Here is an 18637-nt window from a genome sequence, read left to right on the forward strand (position 1 = left end):
CCTTCCAACTCCAGTATAATAGGAAGATGGGTACTCGATCGAAAGGAGAATACCATGAACGAAGAACAACGACTAGCTAGTCAACAAGCAATAAATTCTAAGTCAACCAGTGCAAATACTGAAAAAGACTATAGCAAATATTTTCAAAGCACGTATACGGCCCCTTCTTTAAAAGATGCCAAAAAACGCGGCAAGGAAGAAATTCAATACCATAAGGATTTTAATATCGATGAACAATTCATGGGTATGGGGACGGGACGTAAATTTTTAATCCGTACATACGGCTGTCAAATGAATGAACACGATACAGAAGTAATGGCTGGCATCTTCTTACAGCTTGGCTATGAACCAACCGAAAATGTCGAAGAAGCGAATGTTATACTGATGAATACATGTGCCATTCGAGAAAATGCCGAAAACCGTGTATTTGGTGAGCTAGGGCATCTAAAACCATTAAAACTAAAAAATCCAGATCTGCTGATTGGTGTTTGTGGTTGTATGTCCCAAGAAGAAGCAGTGGTCAAGAAAATATTAAAAACATATGATCAAGTTGATATGATTTTTGGCACACACAACATCCACCGGCTTCCTGAAATCTTAAACGAAGCTTACCTTTCAAAAGAAATGGTGATTGAAGTATGGTCCAAGGAAGGCGATGTTATAGAAAACCTTCCAAAGGTACGTAAAGGAAATACAAAGGCATGGGTAAATATCATGTATGGCTGCGACAAGTTTTGCACCTATTGTATCGTCCCTTACACAAGGGGCAAAGAACGAAGCCGGTTGCCGGAAGATATTATTCAAGAAGTACGTTCTCTTGCTTCTCAAGGGTATCAAGAAATTACACTGCTTGGCCAAAATGTTAACGCTTATGGCAAAGACTTTGAGAATAGACAATATCGCTTGAGCCACTTAATGGACGACTTACGTAAAATTGATATTCCGCGCATTCGTTTTACGACAAGCCATCCAAGAGATTTTGATGACGCATTAATAGAGGTATTAGCGCAGAAAGGCAATTTAGTAGAACATATCCACTTGCCTGTCCAATCAGGCTCATCTGATATGCTGAAAATTATGGCTCGAAAATATACGCGTGAAAGCTATCTAGAACTAGTGCGTAAAATTCGTACAAAAATGCCGGATGTAGCGTTGACAACTGATATTATTGTGGGATTCCCGAATGAAACAGAAGAACAATTCGAAGAAACATTATCTCTCTACAAAGAAGTAGGCTTTGAAATGGCCTATACTTATATATATTCAGCTCGCGCTGGAACACCAGCTGCTAAAATGCAAGATAATGTGCCGTTAGAAGTGAAAAAAGATAGACTACAGCGTTTAAACGCTGTGGTAAATGAATATTGCGGCAAAGCATTGAAAAAGTATGATGGTGAAATTGTAGAAGTTTTGGTAGAGGGAGAAAGTAAGCGAAATCCTGATGTTTTAGCAGGATATACAAGAAAAAATAAACTCGTTAACTTTAAAGCACCTAAAGAAGTAATCGGCAAATTAGCTAAAGTCAAAGTGACAGAAGCAAAAACATGGTCTTTGTCAGGTGAATTGGTTGAAGTAATAGCGAGTGAAGAGGTGAAGGTATAATGACAGAATTATATACAAAAGACGATATTATTAAAAAAGCACATGAAATTGCACACATGATTGCAAATACTGAAGAAGTGGATTTCTTTAAACGGGCAGAAGCACAAATTAATGAAAATCAATTTGTTCGCGAAAAAATCGCTAGTCTAAAAAGCTTACAAAAACAAGCTGTAAATTTCCAACATTACGGAAAAGAAAAAGCACTAAAATTAATTGATGAAAAAATAGAGAAAATCGAAGCAGAAATTGATGAATTGCCGATCGTCGTAGAATTTAAACAATCACAAGGCGATGTCAACGACCTATTACAGCTTGTATCAAATTCAATTGCTAACAGAGTAACAGATGAAATTGTGGAAACAACAGGCGGCGATGTATTAAGAGGAGAAACAGGATCTAAAGTGCGTAATTCACAGCCTGGAAGCTGCTCATAATTTAGTAGCCCATCATCAGAGATGTCTTAAAACAACTTTTTGTTTTAAGGCATCTTTTTTGTCCATTTTTATTTTTCAACTGATTTAAGAACCTGCTAGGCCATAGCCGCATATGATGAGGTGAACGGAATAAAGGAGGAATCATGCTGAAACAGTTACGTCATATTGTGACAAAAGCAGTGATTGCAAAGGGTAAAAAAAGTACAGAATGCACAGAAAACCTGCGTCCGCCAAATAATCCATCAAGTATCTTAGGATGCTGGGTCATCAATCATACTTATTCTGCAAAAAAAGTCGGCAAGTTTGTCGAAGTCACTGGCAAGTATGATATTAATGTATGGTATGCCTATAACAATCATTCTAAAACGGCTGTCCATTCAGAATCCATTCCCTATAAAGAAAGAATCAAGCTACATTACAGGGATGAAGACGAGTCAACAGGTAAAGAAGAGGTGCACATCCGTGTCATCCAGCATCCAAACTGCATTGAGGCCATTATTTGTCCGGATGGAGAAAAATTTATTATTACAATAGAGAGAGAATTACTGGCGGAAATTGTGGGAGAAACAACGATTTGCATTAGCATCCATCCATTAGACGATGAAGAAGAATGGGACTTTAAAGATGAAAGCTCTTCTTCATCCAGTTCTTCTAGCTCTTCCAGTTCCTCAAGTGGATTAGAATCATCATCATTTGGATAAATCAATTGCTTTTCTGAAAGAGTGACAATCTAGTTAGTTTTGATCTTGATATCTGTTAATAGTGGGAAAAGTATAAAATTGAGCCGAGAGCAAATCTCGGCTTTTTTGTTTTAAATTGTATAGTTTTAAGGTATTGGGGAATACAAAGAGAAATGGTATATCTTAGAATATCATAAGTTCATGTATTTTTTTTTCATATTCTATATTGATTAATAAAAATTTTTTCCTTATAATAAGTCTAATGAAAATGCTTACATGATAGAAGAACATATAAAAGGGGGAAGTAAAATGGACGCATATTTATTGTTGATTACACTGCTAGCGATTGTCATCGTTATCTTAGGTGTATCTGTCTTTAAATGGCATGCTTTTATTAGTTTATTGATTGCTAGTCTGTTCCTTGCTATTTTCACTGGCATGAAGCTGGATGAAATCGTAAAAGCATATGAAACCGGTGTTGGTGGGACGCTCGGCCACTTAATTGGCATTATCGCACTTGGCGCTATTCTAGGGAAGATGCTCGCTGAGTCGGGGGCAGGGCTACGCATCGCAAATTACTTTATAAAAGTGTTCGGAGAAAAGAAATTGCCTTGGGCTATGTTTTTCTCTGGATTTGTAATTGGGATTCCGGTCTTTTTTGAGGTAGGAATTTTAATTTTACTTCCGCTTGTCATTTCGATACAAAAAGCATCAAAGAAAAATATTTTATTAATTGCATTACCTGCCATTGCTGGATTATCCATTGTTCATGGCTTAGTTCCACCACATCCAGGAGCAGTAGCGGCTATAGGCATCTACAATGCGAACTTGGGAAAAGTGCTTTTATATTCTTTAATTATTGCCATTCCATCTGGCATTATCGGAGGTCCGCTTTACGCTAAGTTTATAAGTAAACGTGTCACTCCCGAAGAAGAGCCTGAATTTGTCCATGTAGAAGAAATACCAAAGGACAAAATGCCAAGCACTTGGATTTCATTCTTTTCTATTCTTTTGCCGGTTATTTTAATGGTGCTTGGTACTATTGCGCCATATATAAAAGCGAGTGAAACAATTGAAAAACTATTCACTTTAATCGGTAGCCCGCTAATCGCATTATTGATCTCTGTCTTCTCAGCATACTATTTCCTTGGCCTGCGTTTAGGACAAGATCGCAAGGCTATCAAGAAATTTACAGAAGATTGTTTAGTCCCAGTAGGATCTATTGTTTTGATTATCGGTGCAGGTGGCGGATTTAAACAAATCTTGATTGATAGTGGTGTCGGTGATACCATTGGCCATTTGGCACAGAATTTCTCTGTATCTCCTCTAGTACTGGCGTTTATTATTGCTGGTTTAATTCGTATCGCGACAGGTTCTGCAACAGTTGCACTGACAACTGCAGCAGGCATAGTATCTCCGATTATTGCGAATATGTCTGGTGTTAACTTAGAGTTACTGGTTATTGTAACGGGTGCCGGTTCATTAATGTTTTCACATGTGAATGATGCAGGATTCTGGATGGTTAAAGAATATCTAGGATTATCAATTAAAGAAACGTTTAAGACTTGGACAGCTTTAGAGACCATTCTGTCATTTATGGCGTTTATCTTTGCATTAATCTTAAACGCGTTTATTTAAAAAAACGTGAGTCTTCTCAGGTGTTTAATAAAACAACACTTTGGCCTCTATAAAAAAAGAACATCACTTATTATATAGTGATGTTCTTTTTTATTTTATGAAACTATAGTAAGTCGGATACAAGATATTATTGATCTTCTAAAATTAGCGATATAACTCAATAATTTGCGTTGCTATGTATTCAGAACTAAACTGAACTCCATCTTTTAGCCACCACATGATTATACCGAGGATTGAGGAAGCAAGAATATCCATCGATAAAATTGTTACTTCAATTTCCTTACTTTTTCTTTCTCTTTTCATGACAATAGAATCCGTTAAGATCATTTGTAATTTTTTTTTGAAACCAGGGTGTTCAATAAGAACAGAAAAAATTTTTCGATGTTTATAAAAGTAATCTAAAAATGCAATTAATTGTTCTTTATTGTTTTTATCATCAACGAATAAGGTTGGAGACATTTCCAACAACAAGTCGTCAAAAATATTGTGGACTAACTGCTTTAAAAGGTCTCCTATATCTAAAAAATGTAAATAAAATGTTGCGCGATTTAATCCTGCTTGTTGTGATATTTTTTGAACAGTTAGTTTTGATATATTAGGGTTTTCTATCAATATATCCACTGCAGCTTGTTTTAACATTTGTTTAGAGCGTTTGGCGCGAGGGTCTTCCTTTTTTTGTTTGTTCATTTTGGTCTCCTTTGTCTATTTACTTATATTAAGACGATGCCTTTAAAAAAAGTGTTGTATAGTTATCAGTTCTAAAAAAATTGTAAATAGGAATCAATTTAAATAAATGATATTATCTATTTTATTGACACAGTGTTAAAAAAGCAAATTAACGAGAGGAAATAGAATATTTCCAATAAAATAAATAAAAAAGTATTATTAACAGTATTAATTTTGGGTTGTTTTTTATCAACTCTAAATCAAACACTCTTAAATGTTGCATTTAGTAAACTAATGGTTGTATTTTCAATATCTGCTTCGACTGTACAGTGGTTAGCCACAGGTTTTATGTTAGTTAACGGAGTATTAGTACCTATTACTGCCTATTTGATGAAACGATTTTCAACACGCCAGTTATTTTTAAGTTCAATGGGTTTCCTATTATTTGGTTCAATAATATGTGCGGTAGCAATAAACTTTCCATTATTATTAATAGGTCGTATGATTCAAGCAATTGGTGCTGGAATAATTATGCCTCTTTTGATGAGTGTTGTTATGTTTATCTTTCCGCCAGAAAAAAGAGGGAGTATGATGGGCTTCATCGGACTAGCCATCATTTTCGCTCCAGCAATTGCTCCTACACTAGCAGGTTTTATAATAGAGTATTATTCATGGCGTTGGTTATTTATTGGAATCATACCTTTTACTATAATAATTATAGTTTTAGCAATGAAATATTTAATGAATGTTTCAGAAACAGAAAAAGTAAAACTAGATATAGTTAGTGTTATTTTATCTACAATCGGTTTTGGTTTTATTTTATATGGATTTAGTTCTGCAGGCAGCAGGGGGTGGGAGGATATGGTTGTATTATGCACTATCATTCTAGGGATAGTTGCAATACTGACTTTCTGTTTAAAGCAGTCTAAATCTACTGAACCTTTACTCGATTTATCAGTATTTAAAAATAAATTGTTTACTTTGACATCCATCATCAACATTATAGTCACCATGATGATGTATGCTGATATGGTACTATTGCCGATATATTTACAAAACGGAAGAGGGTTCTCTGCCTTTGAAGCTGGATTACTATTATTACCTGGAGCGATTGTCAATGCTTTAATGTCTCCAGTGACAGGTAAATTGTATGATAGATTTGGAGCGAAACCTTTATTTATCATAGGATTAATTTTTATTATTCCTTCTATGTGGGTTGTAACAGATCTAACAGAGACAACTCCCTTTGTTTTCTTAATGATACGGACTATTTTCTTGCGTGTAGGATTAAGTTTTATCACAATGCCTTTGAACACAGCTAGTTTAAATTCTTTACCTCGTGCACTTGTGACGCATGGAACTGCTGTAAACAATACTTTACGCCAAATTGCTGGTGCAATTGGTACTGCCGTGGTAATTACAATTTTCACAGCACAAACAACAAGTCATGCTGAAACATTATTAAAGGAAACACCAAATACTCCAGTTAAGGTAATCAAAACTCTTGCTTCAGTTTTAGGCTCAAGTGATTCATATTATTTTATGACAATCTTAGCTATTATTGCGCTTGTCTTAACCCTATTTGTTCCATCTAAATCAAAGAATTAAACAAATGCATAAAAAGCAGCCAATACAAAATAATTTGTATTGGCTGCTATTATATGATTTATCTATTACTTGCCGGATACTACTTTAGGAAACAAGAACCTATAAAGCAAAAAGGATAGATACATGTCATCTATCCTTTTTTATATACGTGTTTTAGCAATAGCATCGCGAATATGTTCGAGGGCTACATTTGCTTCTTCTTTATGCTGCACCATGGTGTTTACATAAAGAGCATCGATAATGCTTAACTGACCAATCCTAGAGGATAATGCCTCTGAGCGGTATTCTGTTTCCTCTGAACTCGTGTAGAGGGAGGCATCAGCTAACTGGCTTATTTGAGATTTAGGGAATCCTGTGATTGCAATGATTGCTGCACCTTTGTCCTTAGCAGTTTTAGCAATTTGCAACGTATCCTGATTGCGTCCAGAATGAGAAATGACAATGGCTACATCATCTTTGGAAAGCTGAGAAGCGGACATTAATTGGAAGTGAGAATCAATAAAAGCAAAACATTTTTTTCCTGTCCGAATAAATTTATGATACGCATCCATAGCGATTACAGAAGAACCACCGGTGCCATAAAAATAGATGTTAGCTGCATTGCAAATTAAGTGAGTCGCTTTCACAATTGCTGATCCATCAATTACATGGAGTGTGTTTTCAAGTGTTTGGATATTAGACTTGAAAATTTTTTCAAAGATAGTGATTTCGTCATCATCTACCTTTATTTCTTCATGTATTTGTTTAATAGGCTTTGTGATTTCAGCTGCAAGAGCTATTTTCATGGCTTGGTATCCTTTAAAACCTAAGCGCTTACAAAAGCGGAAAACAGTTGCATCTGCAATATTTAAGTCTTGCGATACTTCGTTAATTGTTTGATTAACGATTTTTTCGGGTTTATCTTTAATATAGTCAGCTATTTTCTTTTCTTTTTCACTTAGGCGTGGATATAGTGATTGAATTTTTTTTAACGTGTTATGGGGCATAATTAGAATCCTTTCCGTTCATACTCGTAAAAGTAGTATAGCATAATTCTGGTTAGAAATATTTTTTCATATTTTTAATTTAAAAAAGAAAATATTTTCGCTATAATAAAAGAAACAGAAGGAAAAGGAGTGTTTTAGGTGAATATTGGTTTAGTTGGTTTAGGGAAAATGGGCTTTAATTTAGGTTTGAATTTACTAAAACATGAACATACAGTTTTTGCGACAGACGTGAATGAAGAAGCAACATCCAAATTTAAAGATGCGGGAGGCAATAGCTTCGGAACGTTAGAGGAGCTTGTAGCAGCAATGCCAAAACCGCGCATTATTTGGTTAATGGTGCCAGCAGGAGATATTACGAAAACAACGATTGAACAATTAAAAGGCCTACTAGAAGCAGGGGATATCTTAATTGATGGCGGGAATTCACATTATAAAGAAGCAATGCGCATCTCCGAAGAGTTAAAGCAATCTGGTATCTTCTTTATGGATTGTGGCACAAGTGGCGGAACTTCTGGGGCACTAGAAGGTGCTTGTATGATGATAGGTGGAGAGGAAGAGGCTTTCCAAACTATACAACCGATTATTAAAGACATCTGTGTAGAGGACGGTTACTTATATGCAGGGAAATCCGGTAGTGGTCACTTCCTCAAAATGATTCATAACGGTATTGAATACGGGATGATGCAAGCGATCGCGGAAGGGTTTGAAGTATTAGAAAAGAGTCCGTTTGATTATGACTACGAGAATGTAGCGAAAATGTGGAATCATGGATCTGTTATTCGTTCATGGTTAATGGAATTAACTCAAAATGCTTTCTCAAAAGATCCTAAATTAGATCAATTGAAAGGGATTATGCATTCATCAGGCGAAGGAAAATGGACTGTTGAAACAGCGTTGGAATTACAAGCGCCAGTGCCAGTAACATCACTTGCTTTGATGATGCGCTATCGTTCATTAGAAGAAGATACGTTTACAGGAAAAGTGGTAGCTGCTCTTCGCAATGAATTTGGCGGCCATGCAGTTGAAAAAAAATAATAAATGAATAAATGGAAGAGTCTTTTGCCTTTTGGGTGACTGGCTCTTTTTTTAAGCATAAAAATGTCCTATTGCTAGAGCAGATTGTCTAGTAATAGGACATCATCACATTTATTTAACCCATTTTTCTTGGAATTTGGAAATGTCTTCGTATTCTTGTGAAAGCATCCGAGAAATACGAATAAAGATAGGAATCAATTCAACATATAATTCAACATTTTCTTCGATTGGTTTGTGTAGATGAGTAGAACCAACCCAATCAGAAACAATTGAAAAATCTTCAATTTCGCCTAGTGCATACATGCCTAGAACGATGGCTCCTAAGCAAGAGCTTTCAAAACTTTCAGGAACAGACACTTCTTGATTGAAGATATCAGCCATCATTTGGCGCCATAATGCAGAACGGGCAAAGCCACCAGTAGCTTGGATTTTATTTGGCACACCGATTACTTCTTGAAGGGCGATAAAGACGGTATACAAATTAAAGATAACACCCTCTAATACTGCCCGGATCATATGCTCTTTTTTATGATGTAAACCTAATCCGAAGAAAGAACCACGGGCATTGGCATTCCAAAGCGGTGCGCGTTCACCGGCTAAATAAGGATGGAATAGTAGACCGTCCGAGCCTGGATTTACATTGGAAGCAATTTTCGTTAATACATCATATGGATCAATACCTAGACGTTTGGCTGTTTCAACTTCTGAAGAAGCAAGTTCATCACGCAGCCATCTGAATGTCATACCGCCATTATTGACAGGTCCACCAACAACCCAATGCTTATCTGTGAGTACGTAGCAGAAGATACGTCCTTTTGGATCGGTTACAGGTCGGTCAGTTACAGTACGGATGGCTCCGCTCGTCCCAATTGTTACGGCCACAACGCCTGGATCGATTGCATTCACACCTAAGTTAGAAAGAACACCGTCATTCGCTCCTACGACAAATGGAATATGTGTAGGGATACCAAGTTCTTCAGACACTTCTTGTTTTAAACCATTAAGATAAAATGTCGTTGGCACAAGCTCTGAAAGTTGGTCTTTTGTAATGCCCGCTACTGACAGTGCTTGCTCATCCCACGCTGCATTTTTAAGGTTGAACATGCCTGTTGCAGAAGCAATAGAATGGTCCACTATATAGCGTCCGAAGAAATGATGAAACACATATTCTTTCATACTAATAAACTTATAGGTTTTAGAGAAAATCTCTTTTTTCTCGTGGCGTAGCCATGTAATTTTACATAAAGGGGACATCGGATGGATCGGTGTGCCTGTTCGACTGTAAATATCATGCCCATTCATTTCTTTTTTTATTTTTTCTGCCCAGTCAGTGGCACGGCTATCGGCCCAGGTGATGCATCTAGTAAGGGGTTTCCCGTTTTCACCAATAGCAATAAGGCTATGCATGGCTGCACTAAATGATACCAATTTTAATTGTTCTACATTTATTTGGCTCTTCTCAATAGCAACTCGAATAGTTTCTTTTACTGCATTTAAAATTTCGTCTGGGTCTTGTTCTGCTACGCTAGGAGTTGGGCTATATAAAGGATATCCTGCACGATGTGTACTGATGACTTGGCCTTTTTCGCCAAATAAAACAGCTTTTGTAGCAGTCGTGCCAATATCAACACCAAGGTAATAAGATCTATTTGACATGTAGATGGCTCCTTTTGTTATCTTTTAAGTTCATTTCGCTCATCTGGTAAAACCATTGTAAGGAAACGTTAAATAGATATAATAGATTAAATAATAAAAATTATTTCTTGTAATAAAACAGTTTCAGAAAAAATATTTCCTTTTCTATTTTAGCTGTTCTATTCAGGGAAGAAAAGGATTGTAACGTAAATGCCTTAAAAATTTTAAAGGTAGTAGCTGGGCTTCCTATAAAAACACTTTCCAATGACTGATAAACGATTTTTCGACACCCATTTGCTATAATAATAATAAGATTTAGCAACATAAGAGAGGTATTAAAATGTCTTATACACCTATGATGCAACAATATTTGCAGATAAAAGCAGATTATAAAGATGCTTTTTTATTTTTTCGCTTAGGCGATTTCTATGAAATGTTTTTTGATGATGCTGTTCGTGCTTCTCAATTATTAGAAATTACATTAACGAGCAGAGATGCAGGCTCTAAAGAGCGTATACCCATGTGTGGCGTTCCTCATCATTCTGCCCAAAATTACATTGAAACACTCGTACAAAAAGGATTTAAAGTAGCTGTATGTGAACAAACAGAAGATCCAAAAGTCGCAAAGGGTGTAGTTAAACGAGAAGTGGTTCAACTTATTACGCCAGGCACTATTATGGAAGGTAAAGACCTAGACGGTAAGTCCAATCACTTTATTGGTGCAGCTGTAAAACTAAATAATAATCAATTTGCATTCAGTTATCTTGATCTATCAACAGGGGAAGCGGCTGCGATGTGGATTGAAGGCGAGAAAAAGGAATTGTTCCAACAGCTGCATGCTTTGAATATTAGAGAATTGGTGATAGAAGAAGCTGTGTACGATGACTTCCAAAGCCTTGCCTCTTCTTCGTCTGTTGTTCTATCAATCGAGAATAGGGTTGATAGTATAGCGGAATACCAACTACGTTATTTTGCAGATGTACCAAAAGAGTTGCACAAAGCTTGCCAGTTATTGCTTTGTTATATTGAACATACCCAAATGCGTTCATTAAGTCACATACAATCATTTGTTTTCCATGAAACCAAGCATTATTTGAAGATTGATGCCAACTCCAAACGCAATCTAGAGTTGATTTCTTCATTACGTGGTGATTTGAAGGGAACGCTACTTTGGCTGTTGGACGATACATCTACAGCAATGGGCGGTCGGAAATTAAAGCAATGGCTACATCAGCCATTAGCCAGCCGAGGTGCAATTGAACAACGCCTAAACATTGTAACGGAACTGCTAGAAGATTATTTTGCAAGGGCAGAATTAAAAGAGCTTCTTTCGAAAGTTTATGACTTAGAACGACTTGCTGGAAGAGTTGCTTTTGGCAATGTAGGCGGCAGAGATTTGGCTCAATTACGTGACTCCCTATACAACATTCCTGCTATAAAGAATGTGCTATTAAAATCGAACGGGAATCAACTTCCTTCGCTAGGTCGGGTAATTGACGCGTGTGATGATGTTCTAGCTTACTTAAGTAATGCTATTACAGACCATCCGCCTATCTCAGTCAAAGAAGGTGGCGTTATAAGGGAAGGCTTCAATGAAAAGCTTGATGAATTTCGGGATGCTTCACATAACGGGAAAGATTGGATAGCTCAATTGGAACAAAGAGAGCGACAAGAAACAGGGATTAAAAATTTGAAAATCGGCTATAACCGTGTATTTGGCTATTACATTGAAGTGACAAAATCCAATATCAATGCAGTGGATTTATCTCGTTATGAACGAAAACAGACATTGGCAAATGCTGAAAGATATATTACAGAGGAATTGAAAGAAAAAGAATCTATCATTTTGCATGCCGAAGAAGAAAGTCTGGTCCTTGAATATCAACTATTTACAGAGGTCAGAGAGGAATTGAAACAATTTATTCCTCGACTACAAGCATTGGCTGCTTCCATTAGCGAATTAGATGTTCTCATAAGCTTTGCTGAGGTATCGGATAAATATCATTTTATAAAACCGGTATTTCACACTGAACGTTCTATGAAAATTACAAATGGACGACATCCGGTAGTTGAAAAGATGATGAACAAGCAACTATATGTACCGAATGATTGCGTTTTAAGTGCTGAGCAAAATATGATGCTGATTACAGGACCGAATATGTCCGGGAAAAGTACTTATATGCGGCAAGTTGCATTAATTGCAGTGATGGCCCAAATTGGGTGTTACGTACCAGCAGATGAAGCAGAATTACCGATCATCGATCAAATCTTCACTCGGATTGGCGCTGCAGATGACTTAGCTGGTGGCCAGAGTACGTTTATGGTTGAAATGCTTGAATCACAGCAAGCCATCACTAATGCAACAAGCAGCAGCTTATTACTCTTTGATGAAATAGGTAGAGGAACGTCTACGTATGATGGTATGGCATTAGCGCAGTCGATGATGGAATATATCCATGACAAGATTGGCGCCAATACGTTATTTTCTACCCATTACCATGAGCTCACAACGCTTGAGAATGAATTAGAGAGGCTTCAGAATGTTCATGTTTCTGCAACAGAGCAAGATGGTAAAGTTGTATTTTTGCATAAAGTAAAAAAAGGACCAGCGGATAAAAGCTATGGTATTCATGTAGCGGAACTAGCTGAATTGCCTTCTGCTATTATTGAACGCGCACGAATATTACTAAACCAGTTTGAAGGCGCTGACCAAAATATAGAGAAAAATGCTAAGAAATCACTAGCTGTGCATGAAGAAACACAGCTATCCCTTTTTGAAGAAGAGAAGCCGGCGTTACCCCAAACGAAAGTCGAGCCAGACTATTCGCCATCGGAAAATGAAATTATTGACACGTTGAAGCAAGTAAACGTCTCAGGTACAACGCCAATGGAGGCACTGCAGCTTGTATACTCGCTTCAGCAGAAATTATTAAAGTAATAGGAGATGTAGTAAATGGGACATATTCATATTATGGATGAATTTTTGTCCAATAAAATTGCGGCAGGGGAAGTGGTGGAACGCCCTTCTTCTGTTGTGAAAGAATTAGTAGAGAATGCAATCGATGCAGGTAGTACTACTATTGAAGTAGTATTAGAAGAAGCAGGCTTAACTTCAATCCAAGTCATTGATAATGGTTGCGGCATGGATGAAGAGGATGCGCTAGTCTCTTTTCAACGCCATGCTACCAGTAAAATTAACAACGAGCATGACTTATTCCGCATCCGGACGCTAGGATTTAGAGGCGAGGCACTTGCAAGTATAGCGTCGGTTTCAAAAGTTCATCTTGAAACTTCAAACGGAGAAAGCGGTATTGAAGTTTTTATGGAGGGTGGACATATTGTAGAGCAAAAACCGGGGCCTTTGCGCAAGGGAACTAACCTGACTGTTTCACAGCTTTTTTTCAATACTCCTGCACGTTTAAAGTATATGAAGACTATACAAACAGAGCTTGGTCATACGATTGATTTGATGAACCGTCTTGCATTGTGCTATCCAGATATCGCATTTAGGCTTGCGCACGGGGCGAATACATTGCTTAAAACGAATGGCCGTGGTGATGTAAGGCAGGTATTGGCAGCTATCTACGGCGTGGCTAATGCGAAAAAAATGGTACATTTTGAAGGTCAAACAAATGACTATACTATATCTGGTTATGCGACAGCATCTGAAATTACAAGAGCTTCTAAAAATTACATCTCTATATTTGTCAATGGACGATGGGTGCGTCATTACACCATTCAAAAGGCGTTAATTGATGCCTATCATACTTTCTTGCCAATAGGCAGATATCCGATAGCTGTGCTTCATATTGAAGGTGACCCGTATTTAACTGATGTAAATGTTCATCCTGCAAAACAGCAAATACGTTTAAGCAAAGAGCCCGATTTAATCCAATTGATTGAAACTTCACTTCACCGTGCGATTCGTCAGTCAATGCAACCTCCTGAAATAATGGAGGTAAAGAAAAAGATTCCGCGTTCTACAGAACAAATTAACTTCTGGAAGACGGTTAATTACGACACGACGAGCCTACCACAATTCAATGAAAAACCTAAGTCAAAGGAAGAATCCTTTATTCCAGAAGATTTAAAAGGACAAGACAAAGGTTTTATTGTAGAGGAGAAATGGGAAGAGTTAAAAGATGGGCCGCAAGTAGACATGATAGATGGCGTGGATGAGAGCGCTGAGCAATTGGATGATTTTAATGTTCCAAAAGCACAGGACAGCCAACATCCTGAACCTTTCAAAGAACCATTTCCGGAATTGGAGATTGTCGGCCAAATACACGGCACGTATATTGTGGCGCAAAGCATAGATGGATTCTATCTTATTGACCAACATGCAGCGCAAGAAAGGATAAAGTATGAGTATTTTAAAGAAAAGGTTGGGGAAGTAAATCCTGATGAACGTCAAGCGTTACTTTTGCCATTGACCTTCCATTATTCAGCGGATGAAGCACTCACTTTGAAGGAAAATACCAAAGCTCTTGAAGAAGTAGGTGTATATCTCGAGGAATTTGGCCAAAACTCATTTATAGTACGGGAATATCCGACCTGGTTCCCAGTAAATATGGAATCAGAGATTATTGAAGAGTTAATTGAACAGGTGCTGCATAGCCGCGTAACGGATATAAAAAAACTGCGAGAGTCAGCAGCAATAATGATGAGCTGCAAGCGTTCCATTAAAGCTAACCATTATTTAGATCAGCCACAGATGGAAAGACTATTAGAGGATTTAAAGCTAAGGGAGAATCCATTTACGTGTCCTCACGGCAGGCCAGTGATCGTTCATTTTAGAACATATGAAATTGAAAAAATGTTTAAACGCGTGATGTAAAAAGTGCAAAAGGAGGAAATTTAATATGTTTTCAGCCATTAAAAGAGATGAAGTAATGAACACGTTGAACAACTATTCATTCGATGTCTTAGTTGTAGGTGGGGGTATTACGGGTGCTGGGATTGCGCTCGATGCAGTATCACGTGGATTGTCTGTAGCTTTAGTCGAAATGCAAGATTTTGCTGCGGGTACATCCAGTCGTTCAACTAAGCTTGTGCACGGCGGCTTACGTTATTTGAAACAGTTGCAAGTCGGTATTGTAAAAGAAACGGGCAGAGAAAGAGAAATCGTCTATGAAAATGGTGTGCATATTACGACTCCTCAATGGATGTTACTTCCATTTTATAAAGGAGGTACATTTGGGCCTTTATCCACATCATTAGGATTAAATATGTATGACCGGCTTGCAGGCGTCAAAAAATCCGAACGTCGTACAATGTTATCACCGAAAGAAACTCTAGCGAAAGAGCCATTATTGAACAAAGATAAGCTTAAAGGCGGAGGCTATTATGTAGAGTATCGTACAGATGATGCCCGCTTAACGATTGAAGTTCTGAAAAAAGCAGTAGAATTAGGTGCTGTATGCTTAAACTATGCGATGGTTGAGGATTTTGTATACGATGGCAAAAAAGTAGCCGGTGCAGTCGTGAGAGATCAAATCACTCAAAGAAAATGGACAATTCAAGCAAAATCTGTCGTGAATGCAACAGGGCCATGGGTAGATAAAATGCGCCAAAAAGATAAAATCAGTAATAATAAAAAGCTTCGACTTACAAAGGGTGTCCATATTGTTATTGATCAATCGCATTTTCCATTACAACAATCTATTTACTTTGATGCACCTGACGGCCGTATGGTTTTTGCTATTCCACGGGATGGCAAGACATATGTTGGCACAACGGATACATTTTATGATAAAAATCCAGTAAAGCCAGTTGCGACGAAAGAAGACATTGATTATCTATTAGATACGATTCATTATATTTTCCCTGATGTAGATGTGTCTGAAGAAGATGTAGAATCATGCTGGGCAGGTGTAAGGCCGCTGATTTATGAAGAAGGAAAAGATCCATCTGAGATATCACGCAAAGATGAAATTTGGGAATCACCTACTGGATTGCTGACAATGGCAGGCGGCAAATTGACAGGGTACCGCAAGATGGCAGAGAAAACAGTAGATAAAATTGTATCTAGCCATAAATTTAAAAAAGTCGGACCATGTATTACAAAAGATTTGTCACTATCAGGGGCGAAAGGCATTCATTCTGGAAATTTTGAAGCATATGTTCATTACAAGGCACAAGAAGGTACACGTTATGGTTTAACCTTTAACGAAGCAGAGAGACTTGTAAGACGTTATGGAACAAATATTGATGAATTGTATCGTATTATGCAAACATTGCCAAGAGAAGAAGGAATTCAGCTGCCTCTTGCTATGCATGCACAGTTGATTTATGCAATTCAATTTGAAATGGCTTATAAACCAGCAGATTTCTTAGTACGGCGGTCTTCTAAAATGTACTTTGATATTGACAGTGTGAAGATGTATAAAGATGAAGTGATCAACTTGATGAGCAAGTATTTGCAATATACCACCGAAGAAGTAAATAAATTCACTAAAGAGTTAGAAGATCTACTTTATGATGCAGGACACTTTGCAAACGGAGCATCATATGAATAAGAAAACACTCAACGTAGCAGCTAAAGATGGTCATCGTCTGGCTGCTACGATTATTGAGCCTACCCAAGAGATTAAAGGCCATATTCATATTTTACATGGCATGGCAGAGCATCAAGGGCGATATCTCAGCTTTGCAGAAAAATTAGCAGATACAGGATATCTTGTCTCTATGCATGACCATCGAGGCCATGGCAAAACGGCTGAATTAAATCACGAAGTAAAAGGGTTTTTTAGTGAGAAGAATGGTTTTGAACATGTGGTAGAAGATGTAAAGACAGTAACTGATGAAATACGCACACAGTACGAACTGCCGAAAATGATTCTTTTCGGACATAGCATGGGCTCTTTTGTCGCTAGGAGATATTCAGAGTTATATAGCGAGGAGCTATGCAAGGCGATTTACTGTGGAACCGGTTCAGTCGGTGTTCAGCATTATGCTGGTGCCAATTTGGCAAAAGGGTTAGCTGCTGGAAAAGGAAAACGTGAAGAAAGTAAGCTGTTGAATCAATTATCTTTTGGTCTGTTCAACAAAAAAATCACTCACCCCAAAACAGCTGTAGATTGGCTCACGAGAGATGAAGCAGAAATTAAAAAATACTTAGCGGATGATGATTGTGGTTTTATCTCTACCAATCAATTTTTTGTAGATTTATTGGGAGGTATTATTACATTATCAAAGCACGCTGAAGTAGCGCGAATTCGAAAAGATTTACCGATATTACTAATTAGCGGCTCAAAAGATCCGGTAGGTGGCTTTGAAAAAGGGGTTTGGCGTGTAGCAAGGCAGTTGAGCCGAGCTGGATTGCAAGATATTACTGTACAGCTGTTTACTGAAATGCGTCATGAAATACTAAATGAAATAAATAATGACTTTGTCATACAAACAATACTGAATTGGTTGGAGAAAAAAGAATGCAACAAAAAGATATAGATGTAATAGCGATTGTAGGGCCTACTGCTGTGGGAAAAACAGCACTAAGTATTAAACTAGCCAAAGCTCTTGATGGTGAAATTATCAATGGTGATTCCATGCAGGTTTATAAGGATTTAAACATAGGCACGGCTAAAATAACCCCAGGTGAAATGGAAGGAATTCCACATCATTTGTTGGATATTAAGGAGCCCACAGATTCAATGTCTGTAGCAGAATACCAGCAATTAGTACGACATAAAATTAATGAAATAAAAGAAAGAGGGAAATTTCCCATTATTGTAGGAGGCACAGGTCTTTATATCCAATCTGTGCTATATGATTTTCGTTTTACAGACGAAAAAATTGATGAAGAAATCAGACGTCGTTACTACGATGAGTTAGAGGAAAAAGGACCGGAAGCTATGCATGCAAAGCTGATGTCAGTTGATCCCGAAACAGGCAGCACTATACATCCAAATAATACAAGGCGTGTCATACGTGCTCTTGAAATGGCAGAACACAGCACAATCAAAAAATCAAATGAAGAACAGCATCGTGGAAACATTCCAATCTATCAACATCGGATCATAGGTTTAGATATGGATCGAGCAATGCTATATAGTCGAATCAATCAGCGAGTAGACCAAATGATCGATAAAGGGTTGCTTGAAGAAGTGGAGCGGCTCTATAAAAGGGATATTCGCGATGTCCAGTCTATTAAAGCGATTGGTTATAAAGAAATTTACGCATATTTAGATGGGTTAGTCTCATTTGATGAAGCTATAGAAACCCTAAAACGAAATTCTAGGCATTATGCAAAACGTCAGCTTACTTATTTTCGTAATAAGATGGAAATTGAATGGTATAACGCAGAAATGGGTATAGTGGAAATATTAAGTCAAATTTTAAGCAAATAGAGGAT

The 18637-nt window shown here is 37.4% G+C and carries 14 protein-coding genes; 11 read left to right on the top strand and 3 right to left on the bottom strand.

Going from position 1 to position 18637, the window contains the following annotated elements; translation table 11 throughout:
* Positions 1-54 precede the first annotated feature (54 nt).
* The 4 genes from miaB (at position 55) to AC6CHJ_RS04380 (ending at position 4354) form a co-directional block, all read left to right on the top strand.
* Positions 55-1602, top strand: coding sequence for a tRNA (N6-isopentenyl adenosine(37)-C2)-methylthiotransferase MiaB (gene miaB / locus AC6CHJ_RS04365; RefSeq protein WP_498287408.1), 1548 nt, complete (start codon positions 55-57; stop codon positions 1600-1602).
* Positions 1602-2036 (top strand): YlbF/YmcA family competence regulator, encoded by a 435-nt coding sequence (locus AC6CHJ_RS04370; protein ID WP_066785828.1) that lies wholly within the window; start codon positions 1602-1604, stop codon positions 2034-2036. Before miaB ends, AC6CHJ_RS04370 begins: the two co-directional genes overlap by 1 nt.
* Before the next feature lie 146 nt (positions 2037-2182).
* Positions 2183-2737 (top strand): outer spore coat protein CotE, encoded by a 555-nt coding sequence (gene cotE, locus AC6CHJ_RS04375; protein ID WP_066791840.1) that lies wholly within the window; start codon positions 2183-2185, stop codon positions 2735-2737.
* A gap of 288 nt (positions 2738-3025) precedes the next feature.
* The gene (locus tag AC6CHJ_RS04380; protein WP_147194056.1) at positions 3026-4354 is read left to right on the top strand and encodes a GntT/GntP/DsdX family permease; all 1329 of its coding nucleotides are present in this window, start codon (positions 3026-3028) and stop codon (positions 4352-4354) included.
* Positions 4355-4498: 144 nt separating this feature from the next.
* On the opposite strand, the gene AC6CHJ_RS04385 is transcribed toward AC6CHJ_RS04380, so the two are convergent.
* The gene (locus tag AC6CHJ_RS04385; protein WP_147194054.1) at positions 4499-5041 is read right to left on the bottom strand and encodes a TetR/AcrR family transcriptional regulator; all 543 of its coding nucleotides are present in this window, start codon (positions 5039-5041) and stop codon (positions 4499-4501) included.
* Positions 5042-5209: 168 nt separating this feature from the next.
* Between AC6CHJ_RS04385 and AC6CHJ_RS04390 the strand changes: the two genes are divergently transcribed.
* Positions 5210-6628: a DHA2 family efflux MFS transporter permease subunit gene (locus AC6CHJ_RS04390; RefSeq protein WP_147194053.1), complete on the top strand. Its 1419-nt coding sequence runs from the start codon at positions 5210-5212 to the stop codon at positions 6626-6628.
* Positions 6629-6768: 140 nt separating this feature from the next.
* Here the strand turns inward: AC6CHJ_RS04390 and AC6CHJ_RS04395 are convergent, their stop codons facing one another.
* On the bottom strand, positions 6769-7614 hold the full coding sequence (locus AC6CHJ_RS04395; RefSeq protein WP_147194051.1) for a MurR/RpiR family transcriptional regulator: 846 nt from the start codon (positions 7612-7614) through the stop codon (positions 6769-6771).
* 138 nt (positions 7615-7752) lie between these two features.
* On the opposite strand from AC6CHJ_RS04395, the gene gnd reads away from it, so the two are divergent.
* Positions 7753-8649 carry a phosphogluconate dehydrogenase (NAD(+)-dependent, decarboxylating) gene (gene gnd / locus AC6CHJ_RS04400; RefSeq protein WP_066785841.1) on the top strand — a complete coding sequence of 299 codons (897 nt, stop codon included), beginning with the start codon at positions 7753-7755 and terminating at the stop codon, positions 8647-8649.
* Between the two features lie 111 nt (positions 8650-8760).
* Here gnd and gntK read toward each other — a convergent pair whose 3' ends face one another.
* Positions 8761-10305: a gluconokinase gene (gene gntK, locus AC6CHJ_RS04405; protein WP_498287410.1), complete on the bottom strand. Its 1545-nt coding sequence runs from the start codon at positions 10303-10305 to the stop codon at positions 8761-8763.
* A 319-nt stretch (positions 10306-10624) separates the two neighbouring features.
* Here gntK and mutS point away from each other — a divergent pair, with 319 nt between their 5' ends.
* Genes mutS through miaA form a run of 5 tightly spaced genes read left to right on the top strand, consistent with a single transcriptional unit; the run spans position 10625 to position 18632 of the window.
* Positions 10625-13222, top strand: coding sequence for a DNA mismatch repair protein MutS (mutS, locus tag AC6CHJ_RS04410; protein ID WP_498287412.1), 2598 nt, complete (start codon positions 10625-10627; stop codon positions 13220-13222).
* Between the two features lie 15 nt (positions 13223-13237).
* A complete protein-coding gene (mutL, locus tag AC6CHJ_RS04415) occupies positions 13238-15121 on the top strand; it encodes a DNA mismatch repair endonuclease MutL (protein WP_498287413.1) in 1884 nt (627 codons plus the stop codon).
* 25 nt (positions 15122-15146) lie between these two features.
* Positions 15147-16802 (top strand): glycerol-3-phosphate dehydrogenase/oxidase, encoded by a 1656-nt coding sequence (locus tag AC6CHJ_RS04420; protein WP_147194044.1) that lies wholly within the window; start codon positions 15147-15149, stop codon positions 16800-16802.
* Positions 16795-17733, top strand: a complete 939-nt coding sequence (locus AC6CHJ_RS04425) for an alpha/beta fold hydrolase (RefSeq protein WP_498287414.1) — start codon at positions 16795-16797, stop codon at positions 17731-17733. The genes AC6CHJ_RS04420 and AC6CHJ_RS04425 overlap by 8 nt, the downstream gene beginning before the upstream one ends.
* Positions 17715-18632 (top strand): tRNA (adenosine(37)-N6)-dimethylallyltransferase MiaA, encoded by a 918-nt coding sequence (gene miaA / locus AC6CHJ_RS04430; RefSeq protein ID WP_147194041.1) that lies wholly within the window; start codon positions 17715-17717, stop codon positions 18630-18632. Before AC6CHJ_RS04425 ends, miaA begins: the two co-directional genes overlap by 19 nt.
* Positions 18633-18637: the final 5 nt, after the last annotated feature.

This window comes from Rummeliibacillus sp. GQ308 (assembly GCF_059759115.1).

Excerpts from the sequence above, each read along its gene's own strand:
- miaB (WP_498287408.1), top strand. The coding sequence starts at position 55 with ATGAACGAAGAACAACGACTAGCTAGTCAACAAGCAATAAATTCTAAG.
- AC6CHJ_RS04370 (WP_066785828.1), top strand. The coding sequence starts at position 1,602 with ATGACAGAATTATATACAAAAGACGATATTATTAAAAAAGCACATGAA.
- AC6CHJ_RS04380 (WP_147194056.1), top strand. The coding sequence starts at position 3,026 with ATGGACGCATATTTATTGTTGATTACACTGCTAGCGATTGTCATCGTT.
- AC6CHJ_RS04385 (WP_147194054.1), bottom strand. The coding sequence starts at position 5,041 with ATGAACAAACAAAAAAAGGAAGACCCTCGCGCCAAACGCTCTAAACAA.
- AC6CHJ_RS04395 (WP_147194051.1), bottom strand. The coding sequence starts at position 7,614 with ATGCCCCATAACACGTTAAAAAAAATTCAATCACTATATCCACGCCTA.
- gntK (WP_498287410.1), bottom strand. The coding sequence starts at position 10,305 with ATGTCAAATAGATCTTATTACCTTGGTGTTGATATTGGCACGACTGCT.
- mutS (WP_498287412.1), top strand. The coding sequence starts at position 10,625 with ATGTCTTATACACCTATGATGCAACAATATTTGCAGATAAAAGCAGAT.
- mutL (WP_498287413.1), top strand. The coding sequence starts at position 13,238 with ATGGGACATATTCATATTATGGATGAATTTTTGTCCAATAAAATTGCG.
- AC6CHJ_RS04420 (WP_147194044.1), top strand. The coding sequence starts at position 15,147 with ATGTTTTCAGCCATTAAAAGAGATGAAGTAATGAACACGTTGAACAAC.
- AC6CHJ_RS04425 (WP_498287414.1), top strand. The coding sequence starts at position 16,795 with ATGAATAAGAAAACACTCAACGTAGCAGCTAAAGATGGTCATCGTCTG.
- miaA (WP_147194041.1), top strand. The coding sequence starts at position 17,715 with ATGCAACAAAAAGATATAGATGTAATAGCGATTGTAGGGCCTACTGCT.